Source organism: Thalassobaculum salexigens DSM 19539 (assembly GCF_000423805.1).
Taxonomy (GTDB): domain Bacteria; phylum Pseudomonadota; class Alphaproteobacteria; order Thalassobaculales; family Thalassobaculaceae; genus Thalassobaculum; species Thalassobaculum litoreum.
The window spans coordinates 231,648-249,871 of record NZ_KE384093.1 but is presented as its reverse complement, the minus strand read 5'-3'; the positions used below and the strand labels follow the sequence as shown (position 1 = coordinate 249,871).

Below are 18,224 nucleotides of genomic sequence, written 5' to 3'. Positions count from 1 at the left end.
GCCGAGGTCTGTCGCTGATCGCGCCTGCGCTTTCGCGCCCGCCGACAGCCTGAACCAGACCCACCGGAGTCCGAGACATGGATCTCAAGATCACCAACACGCTCCTGCGCGAGAAGCAGGTCTTCACCCCGATCGACCCGTCGAACGTGCGCGTCTATGTCTGCGGCCCGACGGTCTACGACTACGCCCATGTGGGCAACGCCCGCCCTGCCGTGGTGTTCGACGTGCTGATCCGCGTGCTGCGCCACCTCTACGGTGCCGAGCATGTGACCCACGTCGCCAACATCACCGATATCGACGACAAGATCATGACCCGTGCCAAGGAGCGCGGCGTGGCGATCGAGGCGCTGACGCACGAGACGACGGAGATCTACAACGCCGACATGGCCGCCATCGGCGTGAACAGGCCGGACATGCAACCCCGCGCCACCGGGCATGTGGGCCAGATGATCGCCCTGGCCGAGCGGCTGATCGAGCGCGGCCATGCCTACGCGGCGGACGGCCACGTGCTGTTCAACGTGCCGTCGATGACGGATTACGGTCAGCTCTCGCGCCGCGACCGGGACGAGATGATCGCCGGCGCCCGGGTCGACGTCGCCCCGTACAAGCGCGACCCGGCCGATTTCGTGCTGTGGAAGCCGAGCGCCGACGACCAGCCCGGATGGGACAGCCCCTGGGGCCGCGGCCGGCCGGGCTGGCACATCGAATGCTCGGCCATGGCGGCGGAGCATCTGGGCGAGGTGTTCGACATCCATGGCGGCGGGCTCGACCTGATCTTCCCGCACCATGAGAACGAGATCGCCCAGACCCGCTGCGCCTTCGGCCATGCGACCATGGCGAATTACTGGATGCATAACGGCTTCGTGACGGTCGAAGGCGAGAAGATGTCGAAGTCGGTGGGCAACTTCTACACCGTCCACGACATGCTCCAGGAATGGCCGGGCGAGGCGGTCCGCCTGCTGCTGCTCTCGGCCCATTACCGCCAGCCGCTGGACTTCTCCAAGGCCGGGTTGAAGGAAGCAAAGACCCAGCTCGACAAACTGTACGGCGCCCTGCACCGGGCGGCCAATGACGGGCATTATCCGGACTGGAACCTCGACCGCAACGACAACCCGGTGCTGGCCGCCCTGTGCGACGACCTGAACACGCCGCTGGCCATCGGCGCGCTGCACCAGGTGGCACGGGAGCTGAACATCGCGCTCGACCACCATCGCAGCCGGCAGATCCCGGAGCTGATGGGCAAGCTGCTGGTCTGGGGCGAGCTCCTCGGCCTGCTCCAGGGCGACACCGACGCCTGGTTCAAGGGCGAGGCCGGCGACGACGTGGAGGAGATAGAGGCCCTGATCGCCGCCCGCATCGAGGCCCGCAAGGACAAGAACTTCGCCGAGGCGGACCGCATCCGCGACGACCTGAAGGCCCGCGGCATCGAACTGGAAGACGGCGCTGGTGGAACCACGTGGAAGCGGGCCGGGTAGCAGTCGTTTGATCGGGATCTTCGGTCGCCGATCGCCGGCGCTTCGACACGTCCCCCGGACCAAAGCCCAAGGTGCTGCTCAGCGTGAGGTCTCTAGAGCAAATCACGATCAGATGGAAACATGTGCTCGTGTGAATTTGCTCTATATTTAATGGTTTATAGGGCGATTTGACTTCACCCTGAGCAGCCCGGCGATGAGCCGGGGCGTGTCGAAGGACCGGACGACACAGTCTCTTTGGACAGATCATGTCTGACCGAATCGTCTTCGCGGCCTTGCGCCGGGGTCCGGGAGCGGGGCGACTGGATCTCCCGGGAGGGTTCCGAGGCGTTCCGGCAAGCGTCACCCTCGGCCCCGGCACGAGGCCGGGGAGACGGGTTGAGTGGAGAGAAGCGGCGAGGTCCCCTACACCCCCAGCTCGGCCGCATCGGCCACCGTGTGGATCACCATCGCCTGATCCCGTCCCCGCACCTCGATCTCATGGGTCGGATAGCTGCCGAAGGCCACGCCCGACGCCCGCGCCAGCGCCGCCGACACGATGAGCTGGGCGCCGAAATCCTTGGTCAGGGCCTCCAGCCGGCTGGCCGTGTTCACCGTGTCGCCGACCGCCGTCACCCCACGCACCCGCCCGTAGCCCATCTCGCCGACAATGGCCGTGCCGAGATGCAGGCCGATGCCGATGCGCAGCGGCGTCTCCAGGTCTCCGGCCAGGGATTCGTTCAGATCGACCAGCCGCCGGGCCATGTCGCGCGCCGCCGCCACCGCCTGGCGCGCGCCCTCCTCCGGGTCGCCGTTCACCCCGAACAGCGCCATGATCCCGTCGCCGATGAACTTGTCGATCCGGCCGCCGGCGCCCTCGATCGCCGCCCCCATCTCGGCGAAGTACCGGTTCAGGATGAACACCACGTCATAGGGCAACCTCTCCTCCGACAGGGTGGTGAAACCACGGATATCGGCGAACAGCACCGCGATCTCCAGCTCTCGGCCCTGCAGGTAGCTCGGCCCGCCCCGCGTCTCCGCCAGCCCCGTATTATGCGGCGGCAGCAGCGGCGTGATCTCCAGGTCGTCGACCACCCGGGCCTGGCAGGCGAGCCGCACATTCGGCGGGGCGGAGATCCGGTGCAGCACCTTCGCTTCCGCATCGTCGGGCGCCGGCATGTTCTCCAGCCCGCGCGAGATCCGCACCCGGCAGGTCGAGCAGCGCCCGCGCCCGCCGCAGACCGACGCATGCGGGATGCCGTGCATCCGGCTGACATCGAGCAGGGTCATGCCGCGAATCGCCTGCACCGACCGGCCGGCGCCGTAACCGACCCGCACCCCCTGGCTGCGCCGGTGCAGCGCCAGGCGCACCCAACGCGCGGCGAAGGCGAACATCACCACGCTCGCATAGCCCGCCTTGATCTGATCGAACCGCAGCAGCCAGGCGGCGATGGTCGCGTTGTCCGGCAGATTGGCGGAGCCGACGGCGAGCGGCAGCCAGCCCGGGGTCTCCGCCAGATCCACCACCGTCATTCCGGCGGCGACGAATCCGGCCAGCGACAGGGCCGGCAGCAACACCGCCGCCGACAGCAGCCAGGACTTCGCCCGGTCGTACCAGGCGGCAAAGCGCAGCCAGAGATGCAGGCCGACGCAGCCATGGGCCCAGGCGACCAGCACCGCCGCCGACTGGTTTACCGCCCCCACCGGATCGAAGACCCACAGGTTCAGCAGCACCCAGGTATGGTCGTCGCTGAGGCCGTAGAGCTCGTGCATCAGCCGGTTGCTCAGGACGTGGCGCAGCACCAGCAGCGGGATGGTCAGGCCGAGGGCGAGCTGCACCACCTCCGGCACCGCCATGGCCTTCAGCGAGTCGCGGTAGTAGATCGCCCGCAGCGCGATCAGCATGTGCAGCAGGACGCTGCCATAGAGCAGGATTGAGACGGCCTGGGTGCGGACGACGGACGCGATCAGCGCGAGCCCGGCATCCAGGGCGGCGAGCGACCACAATCCCGCCACATGATTCGCCAAGTGTGCGCTCACGTATGTGAACAGTACGAGGCCCGTGTAGAGCCGGATTCGGGAGATGATGGGGGACCAGGAAATGCGCCGCTCCGGACGACCGCTCCGCCGCTGCATGTCGATTGCCGTCATCCGTCTGCTCCCGCCACCCGGCGACAATAGCCTAATGTCTTGAATTTCGCTGTAATTTCGATAAATGACGGACCCAACCATCGGTTACGTCACGCACATCAGATGAGCGTCCCATGACGACAGCGTTGTCCGTGCGCGGACTGCATAAGAGCTTCGGCCCGGCGAATGCCCGCAAGACCGCGGTCGACGGCCTCAGTTTCGAGTTGGAGCAGGGCGAGGTCCTGGGCTTTCTCGGCCCCAACGGCGCCGGCAAGTCGACCACGATGAAGATGATCTGCGGCTTCCTGGCGCCCGATGCCGGCACCGCCATCGTCTGCGGCCACAACGTGCTGAGCCATCCGATCGCCGCGAAGAGCGCCATCGGCTACCTGCCGGAAGGCGCGCCGGCCTATCCCGACATGACGGTCCTGGCCTTCCTGGACTTCATCGGCGCCATCCGCGGCTTCGACGGGGCCGAGCGGGGGGAGCGGGTGGCCGACGCCATGGCCAAGACCCAGCTCAAGGAAGTGGCGCACCAGCCGATAGAGACCCTGTCCAAGGGCTTCAAGCGCCGGGTCGGCCTGGCCCAGGCGCTGCTGCACAATCCGCCGGTGCTGATTCTGGACGAGCCGACCGACGGCCTGGATCCGAACCAGAAGTTCGAGGTCCGCAAGCTGATCAAGGAGATGGCCGCGACCAAGGCGATCGTGATCTCCACCCACATCCTGGAGGAGGTCGACGCGGTCTGCACCCGCGCGGTGATCATCGCCCGCGGCCGGATCGTCGCCGACGGCACCCCGGCCGAGCTGCGCGGCCGCTCGACCAGCGGCAATCTGGACGACGTATTCCGGGAGGTGACGGCCAATGTCTAGGACCGGACGCAACGTCTGGCTGGTGACGGCGCGCGAGTTGAAGGCGTATTTCGCCACGCCGCTGGCCTATATCTTCATCGTCATCTTCCTGATCCTGGCCGGGGCGATGACGTTCTTCGTCGGCGGCTGGATGGACCGGGGGCAGGCCGACCTGCAGCCGTTCTTCACCTTCCATCCCTGGCTCTACCTGTTCCTGGTGCCGGCACTCTCCATGCGCCTGTGGGCGGAGGAGCGGCGGACCGGCACGATCGAGCTGTTCCTGACCCTGCCGGTGACCATGGTCGAGGCGGTGGTCGGCAAGTATCTGGCCGCCTGGATCTTCACCGGCATCGCGCTGGCGCTCACCTTCCCGCTGTGGATCACGGTGAACCAGCTCGGCAATCCGGATAACGGGGTGATCGCCGCCTCCTATATCGGCAGCCTGCTGATGGCCGGCGCCTTTCTGGCGGTCGGCTCGATGATCTCGGCCACGACCAAGAACCAGGTCATCGCCTTCGTGGTAACGACGGCGGTGCTGTTCGTGTTCACCCTGGCCGGCTCCAACGTGGTGCTCGACGCGATCCGGTCGTTCCTGCCGGCTACCGTGGTCGACATCGTGTCCGGCTTCGGCTTCCTGACCCACTTCCAGTCGATCGCCCGCGGCGTCATCGACCTGCGCGACGCGATCTTCTTCGCCTCCGTGATCGTGCTGGCGCTGGCCGCCAATGCGCTGATCGTCGACCTGAAGAAGGCGGAATGACCATGGCTACCGTCGACGCCCCCGCCGCCGGCACCAAGGCCAAGAAGGCCCGACCCGCACCGCAGAACCGGCTGACGGCGATCGCGCTGTTCCTGCTGGCCGCCCTGTTCGTGTCGATCAACGTGCTGGCCGCCTTCTCGCTGACCAGCTACCGGGTCGATCTGACGGAGGATCAGCTGTTCTCCCTGTCGCCCGCCACCGAGCGGGTGCTGAGCCAGCTCGAGGAGCCGATCACCCTGCAGTTCTATTACTCCAAGCGGCTGGGCAGCCAGTACCCGACCTACGGCGTTTACGCCGAGCGGGTGCGCGACATGCTGCAGGAATACGCCGACCGCTCGGGCGGCAAGATCGTGCTGGAGATCTACGACCCCGAGCCCTTCACCCCGGTGGAGGACCGCGCGGTTTCCTACGGCCTGCAGTCGGTCGCCCTGGAAGGGGTCGACGGCAACGTGTTCTTCGGCCTGGTCGGCACCAACACCACCGACGACGTGGAGCAGGTGGCGTTCTTCCAGCCGGACCGCGAGGCCTTCCTGGAATACGACATCACCAAGATGATCTACGCCCTGTCGACGGGCACGACCGGCAAGGTCGGCATCCTCGGCAACAAGAAGATCACCATGGACGTGCGCATGGGCCAGGGCGGCCGGCCGGAGCAGCTTCCGCCGGCCCTGGTGACCACCCGGATCGAGGAGGTCCTGGAGGTCGAGGAACTGGACGAGGAGGTCGAGGTCATCCCCGACGACATCTCGATCCTGATGGTGATCCATCCCAAGACCCTGCCCGAGCGCACCCGCTTCGCCATCGACCAGTACATCCTTGGCGGCGGCAAGGCGGTGATCTTCGTCGACCCCTATTCCGAGGCGGACGGCTGGCAGGCCGCGAACGGCCCGGTCAACGGCGCCGCCAGCTCGCTCGACGAGATGTTCGAGGCCTGGGGTCTGGAGATGCCGACCGACAAGGTCGTCGCCGACCGCTTCGCCGGCCGACGGGTCGGCAATGCGACCGGCACCGGCTACGTCACCTATGTGCCGTGGCTGCTGCTGCGCGGACCGAACCTTGACGGCGACTCGCCGATCACCGCCCAGGTGGACAGCGTGGCCGTGGCCAGTGCGGGCTACCTGAAGCTCAAGGAAGGCTCGCCGCTCACGCTGGAGCCGCTGCTGACCTCCAGCCCCGGCTCCACCCTGTTCGACGTGAAGCAGGTGGCGACCCAGCGCCCCAACCCGCAGGCGCTGCTCAACCAGTACCGGGCCGGGCCGGAGCGCTTCGTCATCGCCGGGACGCTGACCGGCGAGGTGCCGACGGCGTTTCCCGACGGCCAGCCGGAAGCGGTGGAGGGCGGCAATCCCGAGCTGCGCCACGATTTCGACGTGGTCCGCGAGGCGTCGGTCGGCCCGATCGACGTGATGGTGATCGCCGATACCGACCTGCTGGACGACCGGTTCTGGGTCAACTACCAGAACTTCCAGGGTCAGCGGGTCGCGGTCCCGGGGGCCGGCAACGGCGACTTTGTCGCCAACGCGCTGGACGCCATGACCGGCTCGTCGGCCCTGCTGGACCTGCGAGGCCAGGGCAGCACCTACCGTCCCTTCGAGGTGATGGAGACGCTCAAGCGCGACGCCGACCGCACCTACCAGGCGAAGGAGCAGGAGCTGCGCAACACCCTGGAGGAGACCCAGAAGAAGCTGCGCGGCCTGCGCGAGCGTGATGGGTCGACCGGCGGTCCGGTGGCGCTCAGCGAGGAGGAGCAGGCGACCATGCGCCAGCTCCAGGGCGACGTGCTGCGGATCCGCAGCGAGCTGCGGGGCGTCCAGGCCTCCCTGCGCTCCGACGTGGAGCGGCTGGAGCGCGAGCTGCAGTTCATCAACATCGCGCTGATGCCGATCCTGGTGGCGCTGTTCGCCCTTGCCCTGTCCGTGATCCGCGCAAGACGGCGCCGGCGGCGGATCGAAACCGCCGACGCCGGCGCGTGAGGAGGCTGCGATGATCACCCGACGCACCGTCACCCTGCTCGGATCCCTGACCCTGCTGACCGCGATCGGCGCGGCGGTGGCGATGGTCGACCGGCTGTCGGAGGTCCGCACCGAGGTCCAGGCGGAAACGCTGTATCCGGAGTTCGACCGCCGCGCGTCCGAGGTCCACCAGATCGAGGTGATCCGGGCCGAGGACAACGAGGACGGCACCATCTCCATCGTGCGCACCGGCGACGGCTGGATCCTGCAGCAGCGCGACGGTTACCCGGCCCGCACCGATACCATGCGCAAGCTGCTGTTCGATATCGGCCAGCTCGAGCTGATCGAGCGCAAGACCGCCGATCCGGGACGGTTCGACCGGCTCGAGCTGCGCGACGTCGCCCAGGAGGGCTCGAAGGCCTCGCGGCTGGTGATCACCACCGCCGACGGCGAGACCCTGGTGGACCTGCATGTGGGCAAACGCCGGGAAAGCCTCTCCGGCGGCGATCCCATGGTCTATGTGCGCCGCACCGACGAGACCCAGACCTACCTGGCCGAGGGCTCCTTGGAGATCAAGGGCAAGGCGCCGCTCTGGCTGTTCCGCGAGGTGGTCGACGTGCCTCAGGCCTCGATCCGCCGGGCGCTGCTGGTCACCGATACGGGCGTGCGCACCGAGCTGGAGCGGGTGTCGGCCGACGGCCGCGACTTCCGGATCGTCGACCTGCCCGAAGGCCGGACGGTCGACTCCCAGTATGCGGTCAACAACGCCGCGACCGTCCTCGACAAGCTGATGTTCGACGACGTGCGCACCGCCGACGGGCTGACCTTCAATCCGGCCCTGGGGCATGCCGAGTTCACCACCCGGGACGGCATCCTCTACACCGCCGAGTTCGCCGAAGCCCCGTCGGCGGACGGCGCCGAGGCGCCGACCCGCTGGATGCGGGTGCGCATCACGGTGCCGTCGGGTGCTCCGGAGGAGGCGCGCGCCCTGGCCGAGAAGCACCGCGAGCAGACCGAGACCTGGGCCTTCCGGATCTCCGACTGGGAGATGGAACGGCTGACCGCGACGGCGGAGAGCCTGACCAAGCCCGCCGAGGCGAGCTGAAGCGCATTCCCCTGGGCGATTGAGCCCAGGCCCCCCGCGCTCTACGATTGCCGGAACCGCGAGGGAGGATGCAACGTGCCACGCTATACGCCCGGTCCCTGGAAGATGCGCCCGAACGGCGAGCTCTGGTCCTATCGGCGGGGCGCCAACCCCTCGCAGATCGGCACCATGTCCTGGACCGGTGCGGCGGACGAACGCGACGGCAACGCCCGGATCATCGCCGGCTCGGTCGATCTCAGCGAAAGCATGGAGGAACTGATGCTGATCGTCTGCCAGCCGGAGGTCGTCGCCGCCATCCAGGGCTGCGACCGCATCTCGGCAAAGTCGCGGATGATCATCGAGAACGCCCGCACCACCCTGGAGGAGGTCACCGGCCGCAAGCTGCCGGAGTGGCCCAAGCGGGATCCGCACGACACCCGGCTCGAAACCACCTGACACCGACGGGCGCATCGGCGACATGCAGATCCGGGAACTCCTGGCGACGATCGCTTCCAGTAAGGTGGCCGACTGGCAGACCATCTTCCGGCCGACCCTGCGCCACCGCTTCACCGAGATCCTCGACGAAACCGGCAAGCGCGAGCAGCTTCTCGTCGACGAGCATCTGGTCTCGTTCACCTATGCGCCGGACGTCGCCATCACCATGGCTTACGGACTGGTCGACCAGGCCGCCTTCGAACTGCCGCCGGGCCACCCATTCGCCCGGGAGAACGCCCGGACGCTGTACCTGGATATCTTCTACGAAGGCCGGCTGGTACATCGCGAGACGATCGTCAGCGTCGACCGCCATCGCTGCCTGTTGCCGCTGCCGGTCTCCTGGGATCCGCCGATCAACGTGCCGACGGCGCAGTTCAGCCTGGTCCGGCTGATCCACGCCCTGGCGGGACCGCCGACCGACTACGATTCGTACTTTCAGGAAAGCGGGATGGTGCGCACCGACAAGGTCGCGTGGCCCTGAACGCGGCGGGGCTCAGAAACCCTTGGAGAACAACGCCCCCGCCTTGTTGATCAGGAACAGCACGCCGAGGCCGCCGATGACGATGGCCACCAGCCAGCCGGTCGCCTTCAGCGCCACCGACACGTCCTGATTCTTCGGCTTCTTCTTCGCCCGCGGGGCGGCGGCTGCCGGGGCCGCGGCGGCCGCCTCTGCCGACTTGGCGGCGGCGGGCGGCGGCGGTGCCGACCGTTCCTTCGGGGCCTTGGAGGTGTCGAAGACGACCAGCTCCTTGCCCTGGCCGGTCTTGGGATCGAAGGTGTCCTTGATGACCTTGATGCCTTCGAAGCGCTTTTCGCCATGCAGCTGCTTGGCGACCTCGATCGAGGTGTCCTTGTCAGGGTACGTCGAATCGATGACCCACTGGCCACCCTTCAGCGTGTGTACCTCATACAGTGACTGCGCCATTGCTCCCCTCTCGGCAGGTCTTGCTGAGCACGCGGGATACTAAGCGATGGCCCCCGGGAAGTCAGCCGAATGCTGCCACCCTAACACGGCGGATCTTAACCAAAACCAAACGGCCCCGCCGAAATCGACGAGGCCGTTCATTCTTACCTGATCGCTCCGACCGGGCTACCTGGCCGGGCTGCGGCCGAGGCCGCCGCGAGGACTACTCGCGATTGCCGAACAGCTGCAGCAGGAACATGAACAGGTTGATGAAGTCGAGATACAGGGTCAGCGCGCCCATGATCGCCTTCTTGCCGGCGACGTCGGAGGCGTCGATCTCGTTGTACATCTCCTTGATCCGCTGGGTGTCGTAGGCGGTCAGGATCGAGAACACCAGCACACCGGCGACCGAGATCATGAACTGCAGCGCCGTGGACTGCAGGAAGATGTTCACGACGCTGGCGATCAGCACGCCGAACACGCCCATCACCGCGAAGGTGCCGAGACCCGACAGGTCTTTCTTCGTGGTGTAGCCGTAGAGGCTCAGACCGGCGAAGGCGGCGGCGGTGATGAAGAACACCCGTGCGATGCTCTCACCGGTGAAGACGAGGAACACCGACGAGAGCGACAGCCCCATCAGCGCGGCGAAGACATAGAACGAGATCCGGGCGGCGGAGAGCGACATGCTCGAGACCCGCGCGGAAATCAGGAAGACCATGCCGATCGGGGCCAGCATGACCACCCACTTCAGCGGCGACGCATAGATCGCCTGCCCGAAGGAGGTCAGCATGCCGTCCTGAACGGCAAGCATCGTGGTGCCGAACGCGATCAGTCCTGTAAAGACCAGCGCGGCGACCATGTGATTGTAAACGCCGAGCATGTACTGGCGCAGACCGACGTCGTATTGGGCGACATCGGCTTGTGACCGCGACATCGTCTGACGATCGAAACTCATGAGGAACCTCTCCATCTGCCCCGGCCCAAGCCGGCATACGAGCATAAAGTAAGGACGACGGGGCCTTGCTTCAACTGCCATGACTCCGAATCTCTCGGTTTCTCATGCTTTTCCACAAGTATTTTTAACCAGTCCAAAACGGTTGTACCCGGACATCGGAATCTGTATCGCGAGGTCCCGATGCCCGCCACCGAGCACGAGAGAGCCAGATCATGGATGAGGAACGCCTGCTGGACGGCCTGATCAGCGGCCCCGACGACGCCGAATACCAACTGGATCTGGGCGGCCTCGACGTGCCCCATGCCACGGAATCCGTGCGCCAGATGCTGGAACGCAACCGCTTCCGGGCGCCGCGTACGATCCTGGTGACCCTGGGCGATCCGTTCCCCGGCGGCCCGCAGAACCTGTTCCAGCCGATCGGTCGCCAGCTTCTGGAGGCCCGGCGCGGCGGCATCGTCGACGCCATGAAGCCGATCACCACCGACTACGGCCCCGGCTACTGGATCAGGACGGTGGGCAAGGAAGACGCCGAAGTGGACTCCGCGGAGAGCTGACTTACTCCGCCGCCTCGGCCCGCAATTCGCGCCGGGTCTGCTTGCGACTCTCGCTCTTGAGCTGGCCGCAGGCGGCGAGGATGTCGCGGCCGCGCGGCGTGCGCACCGGAGACGGATAGCCGGCCTTCAGCACCACCTGGGCAAAGCGCTCGATCTGCTCGTCGCTGGAGCAGACATAGTTCGAGCCGGGCCAGGGGTTGAACGGGATCAGGTTGATCTTCGCCGGAATGCCGCGGATCAGCGAGACCAGCCGCTTGGCGTCCTCGACGCTGTCGTTGATCCCCTCCAGCATCACGTATTCGAAGGTGATGCGCCGGGCGTTGTTCACGCCGGGATAGGTGCGGCAGGCGTCCAGCAGTTGCTGCAGCGGCCACTTCTTGTTGATCGGCACCAGGATGTCGCGGGTGTCGTCGGTGGTCGCGTGCAGGGAGATCGCCAGGTTGACGCCGATCTCATCGCCGCAGCGCTCCATCATCGGCACCACGCCGGACGTGGACAGGGTGATGCGCCGGCGCGACAGGGCGACGCCCTCGTTGTCCATGATCACGCGCAGGGCGGTGGCCACGTTCTCGAAATTGTACAGCGGCTCGCCCATGCCCATGAGCACGATGTTGGTCAGCCGGCGGTCGGTCCCGGCGGTGGGGAAGCCGTCCAGCTCGTCCAGCGCCAGCATCACCTGGCCGACGATCTCCCCCGCCGTCAGGTTGCGCACCAGACGCTGGGTGCCGGTATGGCAGAACGAGCAGGTCAGCGTGCAGCCGACCTGGGAGGAGATGCACAGCGTGCCGCGCTCCGTCTCCGGGATGAACACCATCTCCGCCTCGTTGCCGTCGGCGAAGCGCATCAGCCACTTGATGGTGCCGTCGACGCTGTCCTGGCGGGTCGCCACGGCCGGCCGCGAGATCCGGAACCGCTCGGCCAGCTGCTGGCGCAGCGGCTTGGCCAGGTTGGTCATGCCGTCGAAGCTGGTGGCGCCCTTGTGATAGATCCACTGCCAGACCTGGTTCGCGCGGAACTTCGGCAGGCCGGCCTCGGCGAACAGCGCGGTCAGGGCAGCGCGGTCCAGCCCGATCAGGTCGGCGCGCCCATCAGCCGGCATCGGCCCGCGCGCGGCGAAGGCGCGCAGGTCCGCGGCGGCCCGTTCGGCCGAGACGGTCGTGATGTCGGCTTGCGTCATGCGGCGCAAAATGGCGCCGAGACCGGCGCAACGCAAGTGTCCTGTGAGAAGCCTGCCCCGGCGAGCCTTACGGGCAGGCCTTGTCGATCAGCGCCTTGGTCGCGGTGAACCCGCTCAGCGAGTAGGTGTCGGTGGTCAGCGTGCCCCGCGAGGAGACGCCCTTCACCACCATGTCGACGCCCCGCACCATCGCCTGGACCAGCGGTCCGTCCTCTTCCGGCCCCTGGGTCCAGGCCCGGTCGCCGCTGGTGAACATCTCGAAGGTGGCGCCGCCGATCTGGACGGTGACCTCGCTGTCCTTGCGGTAGGTGTAGCCGGTCACGATGCTGACCTCGCCCCGGATGTCGGCGCCCGGATCGTTGGTGACGAGCGCGAAGACCTCGCCGCGTTGGCTGTAGTCGCCTTCGGCCTTGGTCGGCGAAGAGGCCATGTAACAGACCTTGCCGCCGCCCCGAGGCAGGGTGAAGGCGGTCCAGTCGCCGTTCCGTCCGATCCGCTCCGGCTCAGCGGCGGTCGCCGGCTGTGCCGCCAGCGCCCCGGTCATCAGCCCCATCATCACCAGGGCCATCTTCATCGCTCGGGTGTTCCAGCTCATTGCTCATTTCCCTCCGCGCCCGCTCCCGACCCGATCCGGCGCCTCTGGCGAAGCGGATCGGGCGCTGAGCCCGTCTTCGATGCCACCACAGCCCGACGATTTCAATTGCCGAGCACCGGACCGGATCCAAATCCATGGATGTGGCAGATAAATGGCGGCGATATATGACGACCTCTGCAGCCCAGGTGATCCGCATTCCGGACCGCCGCGTATACCGGACATGGAAGCACGATGCTGGTTCGAGGGCGAATCGACACAGGCGGGCGGGGGCGCCCCCGCCGCGGCGGTTGCGTTGCGCCGACGGCTCCCGTTACATGGATGTATGACGTCCGCCCCCGATATCGACGCAGATCCGGTGTCCTACGAAACCCTGATCGAGGCGGTCGCCACCCAGCGCAGCAAGGCGGCCTTCGGCGAGCTGTTCGAACACTTCGCGCCACGGCTGAAGTCCTATCTCATGCGGCTCGGCACCGAAAGCTCGGCCGCCGAGGAGGTGGTGCAGGAGGCCATGGTCATGGTCTGGCGCAAGGCGGAGAGCTTCGACCGCCGGCAGGCCAGCGCCAGCACCTGGATCTTCACCATCGCGCGCAACAAGCGCATCGACCGCCTGCGCCGCGAGCGCCGACCGGAACTGGATCCCAACGATCCGGCCCTGGTGCCCGACGCCGAACCCCAGGCGGACCGGTCGGTTGAGGCGCGCCAATCGCGGGTCCGCATCCTGACCGCGATAAAAAATCTTCCGGAGGAGCAGTCCGAACTGATCCGCATGGCGTATTTCGATGACAAGTCCCACGCGGAGATCGCCGCGGAGAAGGACTTGCCCTTAGGTACCGTGAAATCCCGCATTCGCCTGGCGCTCGGCCGTATGAGGCGAGAGGTTGAAGATCTTGGCTGACATCGGCCCCCTCCATCATCCCGAAGTGGAACTGCTGCTGGACTACGCGGCGGGCAAGGCTTCCCAGGCGGCGTCCGTGCTGGTCGCCACCCACCTCGCCCTCTGTCCGGAGTGCCGGCGCCAGGTCCGAGAATACGAGGCCATCGGCGGCGCGTTGATCGAGTCGACCCCGCCCGTGGCGCTGTCGCAGGATGCCCTTTCCTCGGTGATGGCCCAACTCGACGAGGCCTGGGAGGAGGCGCCGACGCCGGTGCCCGCGGTCGATGCGGAAACCATGCAGACCGTGCCCGAACCCCTGCGCGGTTATCTCAACGCCGGGATCGAGAGCCTGCCCTGGAAGACCCGTGGCCTGGGCGTGCGCGAAGCCGTGCTCGATCTGGGCGACCATTCCGTGCGCAGCTCGCTGATCCGGATCGCGCCGGGCAAGCGGATCCTGTCCCACACCCATGGTGAGGTCGAGCGCACCATGGTGCTGAAGGGTGCCTATACCGACAGCACCGGCCGTTATGGGCGCGGCGATGTCGCGGTGGGAACGCCGGACCTTGACCACACGCCGGTGGCCGAGATGGGCGAGGAATGCCTCTGCCTGATCGTGGTCGAGGGCGGCCTGCAGTTCACCGGCCGGTTCTCCCGCCTTCTCAACCCGCTGATGCCGCGCTGACGCGCGGTTCAGCGTTCGCCCCGATCCGTTTTCGCGTCCTTCAGCATGGCTTCGGCCGCCTTGCGGTCGCGTCGGCGCTGCTTGCGCACCCAGAGCGGCGGGCCGAAGGCCGGCACCGGTGCCGGTTCGGTCGGTGCGCCCGGGCGGTGCGGCCGCGGCGCGAACAGGCCCAGACACAGCATCCGGTCGTACATCACGATGCCGCCGGCCAGGCTGACATTCACCGAGAACCGGGTCGGGATCTTGATCACGTGCTCGCAGCGCTCGACCAGCTCCGGGTCGAGATTCCCGCGCTCGGGTCCCATGATGTAGGCGGCGTTCTTCGGATGGTGAAAACTCGGCAGCTCGATCGCGTCGTCGGTGATCTCCACCCCGACCAGCGCGCAGCCCTGGGGCAGCAGCATCTCGTCTGGCGAGCCGAAGCGGTAATAGGGCAGGTTGCCGGTCGTCCCGGAGGTGTCGGCGTGCCGCAGCTCGCGGCTGTTGTAGGTCTCGCCCACGGTGAAGACGAAGCTGGCCCCGAAGGCATGGGCGGTGCGCATTAGCGCGCCCATGTTCTGCGCCTTGTTGATCCGGTCGGCACCGACGCCGAAATACCCTCGCATACCGATCCCCGGTCTGGTCACTCCTGACGGCGGCGGACCTTGCCCCAGGCCGGGTGTGGAGGCAAGCTGCGTCGCCCCGACCCCGAGGCAGTCACGCCGGAGACCTGAGATGAACGACGCCCCCCCCATCGCCCTGCCGGACGACCGCATCCTGCGCGTCCATGCCGGGAATGCCGCCGCCCCGATCGTGGTCGAGGTCACCCGCGGCTCCATGGTGGAGAGCGTGCACCGGGTGATCGCCGCGGTCACGGATGCGGCCGGCACGCCGGTGGTGTCCTGGGGCGATATCGGCCGGCTGGTCTATGGCCGCTCGGCGATCAAGCCGATCCAGGCCCTGCCGGTGCTGGAGAGCGGTGCTGCCGACGCCTTCGACCTGGGCGAGGACGAGGTGACCCTGTGCTGCGCCAGCCATTCCGGCGAGGCGATGCATGTGGACCGGGTCAACGCCTGGCTCGGGCGTCTGGGTCTCTCCGCCGAGGACCTGGAATGCGGCCCGCAGATCCCCGGCCACGAGCCGTCCGCCCATGCCATGCTGCGCGCCGGGGAGGCGCCGACCCGCGCCCATAACAACTGCTCGGGCAAGCATTCCGGCATGCTGACCACCGCCGTCCATCTGGGCGAGCCGACCAAGGGCTATATCCGCGACGAGCATCCGGTGCAGAAGCGCCTGCGCGCCACCATGCAGGAGATGAGCGGCTGCGACCTGTCGGGCGTGCCGACCGGCTATGACGGCTGCGGCATCCCCGTTTACGGCGTACCGCTGAAGGGCATGGCGACCGCCATGGCGCAGTTCGCCGACCCGTCGCGCCTGTCGCCGGCCCGCGCCGCCGCCGCCCGCCGGATCGTCGCCGCCTGCGCCAAGCATCCGCTGCTGATCGCCGGCACCGGCCGGTTCAACAGCGCGATCCTGTCGGAGACCGGCGAGACCTGCCTGCTGAAGAGCGGCGCCGAGGGCGTGTTCGCCGGTGCCGTTCCGGGCAAGGGCTACGGCATCTGCCTGAAGGCAGATGACGGCAACGGCCGTGCGGCCAGTACCGCCATGGGCGCGATCCTGCGCCATCTCGGCGTGATCGACGACGCCATGGCCCAGCGCCTGTCCGACAAGCTGGTGCAGCCGGTGCATAACTGGGAAGGCCGCCTGGTCGGCCATGTCCGCCCGGCCCCCGATCTGGCATTCTGAGGGCCGCGTGAGCGACACCGACGCCCGTGTGCATGCCCAGTACGAGGCCTATCCCTACCCGGCCCGCGACCCGCGCGACGAGGCGAAGCGGCTGATCACCGGCTCGCCCAGCCATCTGGACGAGATCCGGCACTACGTCTTCGCCGGCCGGCTCGACCTGTCGAAGCCGTTCCGCGCTCTGGTGGCCGGCGGCGGCACGGGGGACGCGGCGATCATGCTGGCCCAGCAGCTCGCCGACGCGGGGGCGGCCGACGCGGAGGTCGTGCATCTCGACATCTCCTCCGCCTCGCGCGGCATCGCCATCAAGCGTGCCGAAGCGCGGGGGCTGACCAACCTGCGCTTCGCCGACGGGCCGATCGAGCGGGTGGCCGAGATCGCCCCCGGCCCCTACGACTACATCGACTGCTGCGGCGTGCTGCACCATCTCGACAGCCCGGAAGCGGGCCTTCAGGCGCTGGCCGACGTGCTGAAGCCCGAGGGCGGCATGGGCCTGATGGTCTACGGCACGCTGGGGCGCACCGGCGTCTATCCGGTGCAGGAGGCGCTGGCCCAGCTCAGCAGCGATCTGCGGGAGAAGGACCGGGTCGCGGTGGCCAAGAAGCTGGTCGCGGGCTTACCCAAGACCCATTGGCTGAAGCGCAACCCCTTCGTCGGCGATCACCTGACCGGCGGCGATGCCGGGCTCTACGACCTGCTGCTGCACCCGCGCGACAGGGCCTACCGGGTCGAGGAATTCGCGGGTTTCGTCGCCTCGGGCGGGTTGGCGATCCGGAGCTGGATCGAGCCGGCGCGCTACGACCCGAACACCTATCTGAGCGATCCCGCCCTGCGGAAGGCGGCGTCCGGCCTCGACCCGCTGGCCCGTGCCGCCCTGGCGGAGCGCCTGTCCGGGGCGATGGCCAAACACATCGTCTACGCCCTGCCGACCGCCCGCGCCGATCTGCCCGCCCCCGATCCGGGCGCCGACGGGGCGGTGCTGGTGCTGCGCGATCTGGATCCGGTCGCGGTGGCCAAGGGCCTCTCCGGCGGCGTGCTGAAGGCGGATCTCGGCGGCGCGCCGTGGCAGGCACCGCTGCCGGCGATCGCCCCGGCAATCGTCGCGCGGCTCGACGGCCGGCGCATGGTGGCCGACATCCGCGACCAGTTGAAGCCCGGCGACCCGACCCGCTTCGCCGACCACGTCCGCAGCACGTTCGAGGCGTTCCACGCGATCAACCGGATGCTGGTGCGCGCCGTGCACTGACCGCAACCGTCATCCTGATGCAAATCAGGATCAACGCTCCGGCGCCGGTGCGCCACAGATCCTGAAGCGCGTTCAGGATGACGGCGGTGGTTTTGGGTGCGCGTGCCTAAACCGCCGCGAAGGACCGTCGGTTGGCTTCCCAGGCCGTTGAATATTCCAGGATCCGCGCCGTCTCCGCCGCCGCCTCCGCACCGCATTCCCGGGCGATCAGGTGGAGGGTCATGTCCATGCCGAGCGACACCCCGCCGCCGGTCAGCACGTCGCCCTCGTCGACCAGCCGGGCCTCCACCGTCTCCACGGCCCCGTGACGCTCGGCCAGCAGATCGAGCGGCCGGGCCTCGCCGGGGACGATCTCGCGCTTGGTGGTCGCCCGCCGGCCGTCGAGCAGGCCGGTCGCCGCCAGGATCATCCCGCCGGTGCAGACCGCCGCCACGGTGCCGCCGCCGGCGTGGAACGCCCGGATATGGTCGAGCAGCGCCCGGTCCTCCGTCGCTTGGCTCCACCCCGGCCCGCCGAGCACCATCAGGATGTCGGCCGCCGGAGCTTCGTCGAACCCGTGATCGGCGATCAGCCGCAGCCCGTTGGCCATGACGATCTCGCCGCCTGCCCTCGACACCACATGGAACGACAGATCCGGCACGATCCGCTTCGCCATGGACAGCACGCCGTAGGTGGCGCCGATGTCGATCGGCTCGATACCGTCATAGGCCAGGATCGCGAACCGGGTCACGG

19 protein-coding genes are annotated in these 18,224 nt (G+C 67.8%); 12 read left to right on the top strand and 7 right to left on the bottom strand.

What is annotated here, in order from left to right; translation table 11 throughout:
- Positions 1-77 precede the first annotated feature (77 nt).
- Positions 78-1,475 carry a cysteine--tRNA ligase gene (gene cysS, locus G578_RS0105470; RefSeq protein ID WP_028793374.1) on the top strand — a complete coding sequence of 466 codons (1,398 nt, stop codon included), beginning with the start codon at positions 78-80 and terminating at the stop codon, positions 1,473-1,475.
- Positions 1,476-1,877: 402 nt separating this feature from the next.
- Here cysS and G578_RS0105465 read toward each other — a convergent pair whose 3' ends face one another.
- Entirely contained in the window at positions 1,878-3,479 is a 1,602-nt protein-coding gene (locus G578_RS0105465; protein ID WP_169400825.1) for an adenylate/guanylate cyclase domain-containing protein, read from the bottom strand.
- A gap of 236 nt (positions 3,480-3,715) precedes the next feature.
- Between G578_RS0105465 and G578_RS0105460 the strand changes: the two genes are divergently transcribed.
- The 6 genes from G578_RS0105460 to G578_RS0105435 all read left to right on the top strand — a co-directional run bounded on the left by G578_RS0105460 (position 3,716) and on the right by G578_RS0105435 (position 9,204).
- Positions 3,716-4,453 (top strand): ABC transporter ATP-binding protein, encoded by a 738-nt coding sequence (locus G578_RS0105460; RefSeq protein WP_028793372.1) that lies wholly within the window; start codon positions 3,716-3,718, stop codon positions 4,451-4,453.
- Positions 4,446-5,192 carry an ABC transporter permease subunit gene (locus tag G578_RS0105455; RefSeq protein WP_038013678.1) on the top strand — a complete coding sequence of 249 codons (747 nt, stop codon included), beginning with the start codon at positions 4,446-4,448 and terminating at the stop codon, positions 5,190-5,192. The genes G578_RS0105460 and G578_RS0105455 overlap by 8 nt, the downstream gene beginning before the upstream one ends.
- On the top strand, positions 5,189-7,165 hold the full coding sequence (locus G578_RS0105450; protein ID WP_051244065.1) for a GldG family protein: 1,977 nt from the start codon (positions 5,189-5,191) through the stop codon (positions 7,163-7,165). Before G578_RS0105455 ends, G578_RS0105450 begins: the two co-directional genes overlap by 4 nt.
- Positions 7,166-7,175: 10 nt before the next feature.
- Positions 7,176-8,249 carry a DUF4340 domain-containing protein gene (locus G578_RS0105445; protein WP_028793369.1) on the top strand — a complete coding sequence of 358 codons (1,074 nt, stop codon included), beginning with the start codon at positions 7,176-7,178 and terminating at the stop codon, positions 8,247-8,249.
- 75 nt (positions 8,250-8,324) lie between these two features.
- The gene (locus G578_RS0105440) at positions 8,325-8,684 is read left to right on the top strand and encodes a hypothetical protein (protein ID WP_028793368.1); all 360 of its coding nucleotides are present in this window, start codon (positions 8,325-8,327) and stop codon (positions 8,682-8,684) included.
- A 22-nt stretch (positions 8,685-8,706) separates the two neighbouring features.
- Positions 8,707-9,204 carry a hypothetical protein gene (locus G578_RS0105435; RefSeq protein ID WP_028793367.1) on the top strand — a complete coding sequence of 166 codons (498 nt, stop codon included), beginning with the start codon at positions 8,707-8,709 and terminating at the stop codon, positions 9,202-9,204.
- 12 nt (positions 9,205-9,216) lie between these two features.
- Here G578_RS0105435 and G578_RS0105430 read toward each other — a convergent pair whose 3' ends face one another.
- Positions 9,217-9,648: a hypothetical protein gene (locus G578_RS0105430; protein ID WP_028793366.1), complete on the bottom strand. Its 432-nt coding sequence runs from the start codon at positions 9,646-9,648 to the stop codon at positions 9,217-9,219.
- Between the two features lie 202 nt (positions 9,649-9,850).
- Entirely contained in the window at positions 9,851-10,582 is a 732-nt protein-coding gene (locus tag G578_RS0105425; RefSeq protein ID WP_038013670.1) for a Bax inhibitor-1/YccA family protein, read from the bottom strand.
- A 212-nt stretch (positions 10,583-10,794) separates the two neighbouring features.
- Here G578_RS0105425 and G578_RS0105420 point away from each other — a divergent pair, with 212 nt between their 5' ends.
- Positions 10,795-11,136, top strand: coding sequence for a hypothetical protein (locus G578_RS0105420; protein ID WP_051244062.1), 342 nt, complete (start codon positions 10,795-10,797; stop codon positions 11,134-11,136).
- A gap of 1 nt (position 11,137) precedes the next feature.
- Here G578_RS0105420 and rlmN read toward each other — a convergent pair whose 3' ends face one another.
- Together rlmN and G578_RS0105410 are read right to left on the bottom strand one after the other, a co-directional pair.
- On the bottom strand, positions 11,138-12,313 hold the full coding sequence (rlmN, locus tag G578_RS0105415) for a dual-specificity RNA methyltransferase RlmN (RefSeq protein WP_028793363.1): 1,176 nt from the start codon (positions 12,311-12,313) through the stop codon (positions 11,138-11,140).
- A gap of 67 nt (positions 12,314-12,380) precedes the next feature.
- Positions 12,381-12,908 carry an invasion associated locus B family protein gene (locus G578_RS0105410; RefSeq protein WP_028793362.1) on the bottom strand — a complete coding sequence of 176 codons (528 nt, stop codon included), beginning with the start codon at positions 12,906-12,908 and terminating at the stop codon, positions 12,381-12,383.
- Positions 12,909-13,230: 322 nt separating this feature from the next.
- On the opposite strand from G578_RS0105410, the gene G578_RS0105405 reads away from it, so the two are divergent.
- Positions 13,231-13,803, top strand: a complete 573-nt coding sequence (locus G578_RS0105405) for a sigma-70 family RNA polymerase sigma factor (protein WP_028793361.1) — start codon at positions 13,231-13,233, stop codon at positions 13,801-13,803.
- A complete protein-coding gene (locus G578_RS0105400) occupies positions 13,796-14,464 on the top strand; it encodes a ChrR family anti-sigma-E factor (protein WP_169400824.1) in 669 nt (222 codons plus the stop codon). Before G578_RS0105405 ends, G578_RS0105400 begins: the two co-directional genes overlap by 8 nt.
- An 8-nt stretch (positions 14,465-14,472) precedes the next feature.
- On the opposite strand, the gene G578_RS0105395 is transcribed toward G578_RS0105400, so the two are convergent.
- Positions 14,473-15,069, bottom strand: coding sequence for an RNA methyltransferase (locus G578_RS0105395; RefSeq protein WP_028793359.1), 597 nt, complete (start codon positions 15,067-15,069; stop codon positions 14,473-14,475).
- Positions 15,070-15,178: 109 nt separating this feature from the next.
- On the opposite strand from G578_RS0105395, the gene G578_RS0105390 reads away from it, so the two are divergent.
- Together G578_RS0105390 and G578_RS0105385 are read left to right on the top strand one after the other, a co-directional pair.
- Positions 15,179-16,249: an asparaginase gene (locus G578_RS0105390; RefSeq protein WP_028793358.1), complete on the top strand. Its 1,071-nt coding sequence runs from the start codon at positions 15,179-15,181 to the stop codon at positions 16,247-16,249.
- Between the two features lie 7 nt (positions 16,250-16,256).
- Complete coding sequence (locus tag G578_RS0105385) at positions 16,257-17,492, top strand: class I SAM-dependent methyltransferase (protein ID WP_028793357.1); 1,236 nt, start codon at positions 16,257-16,259, stop codon at positions 17,490-17,492.
- 106 nt (positions 17,493-17,598) lie between these two features.
- Here G578_RS0105385 and G578_RS0105380 read toward each other — a convergent pair whose 3' ends face one another.
- The gene (locus tag G578_RS0105380; RefSeq protein ID WP_084618705.1) at positions 17,599-18,222 is read right to left on the bottom strand and encodes a DJ-1/PfpI family protein; all 624 of its coding nucleotides are present in this window, start codon (positions 18,220-18,222) and stop codon (positions 17,599-17,601) included.
- Between the last annotated feature and the right edge of the window lie 2 nt (positions 18,223-18,224).

What these genes read in the sequence shown, in the direction of transcription:
- cysS (WP_028793374.1), top strand. Translation starts at nt 78, where the DNA reads ATGGATCTCAAGATCACCAACACGCTCCTGCGCGAGAAGCAGGTCTTC.
- G578_RS0105460 (WP_028793372.1), top strand. Translation starts at nt 3,716, where the DNA reads ATGACGACAGCGTTGTCCGTGCGCGGACTGCATAAGAGCTTCGGCCCG.
- G578_RS0105455 (WP_038013678.1), top strand. Translation starts at nt 4,446, where the DNA reads ATGTCTAGGACCGGACGCAACGTCTGGCTGGTGACGGCGCGCGAGTTG.
- G578_RS0105450 (WP_051244065.1), top strand. Translation starts at nt 5,189, where the DNA reads ATGACCATGGCTACCGTCGACGCCCCCGCCGCCGGCACCAAGGCCAAG.
- G578_RS0105445 (WP_028793369.1), top strand. Translation starts at nt 7,176, where the DNA reads ATGATCACCCGACGCACCGTCACCCTGCTCGGATCCCTGACCCTGCTG.
- G578_RS0105435 (WP_028793367.1), top strand. Translation starts at nt 8,707, where the DNA reads ATGCAGATCCGGGAACTCCTGGCGACGATCGCTTCCAGTAAGGTGGCC.
- G578_RS0105430 (WP_028793366.1), bottom strand. Translation starts at nt 9,648, where the DNA reads ATGGCGCAGTCACTGTATGAGGTACACACGCTGAAGGGTGGCCAGTGG.
- G578_RS0105425 (WP_038013670.1), bottom strand. Translation starts at nt 10,582, where the DNA reads ATGAGTTTCGATCGTCAGACGATGTCGCGGTCACAAGCCGATGTCGCC.
- G578_RS0105420 (WP_051244062.1), top strand. Translation starts at nt 10,795, where the DNA reads ATGGATGAGGAACGCCTGCTGGACGGCCTGATCAGCGGCCCCGACGAC.
- rlmN (WP_028793363.1), bottom strand. Translation starts at nt 12,313, where the DNA reads ATGACGCAAGCCGACATCACGACCGTCTCGGCCGAACGGGCCGCCGCG.
- G578_RS0105410 (WP_028793362.1), bottom strand. Translation starts at nt 12,908, where the DNA reads ATGAGCTGGAACACCCGAGCGATGAAGATGGCCCTGGTGATGATGGGG.
- G578_RS0105405 (WP_028793361.1), top strand. Translation starts at nt 13,231, where the DNA reads ATGACGTCCGCCCCCGATATCGACGCAGATCCGGTGTCCTACGAAACC.
- G578_RS0105395 (WP_028793359.1), bottom strand. Translation starts at nt 15,069, where the DNA reads ATGCGAGGGTATTTCGGCGTCGGTGCCGACCGGATCAACAAGGCGCAG.
- G578_RS0105390 (WP_028793358.1), top strand. Translation starts at nt 15,179, where the DNA reads ATGAACGACGCCCCCCCCATCGCCCTGCCGGACGACCGCATCCTGCGC.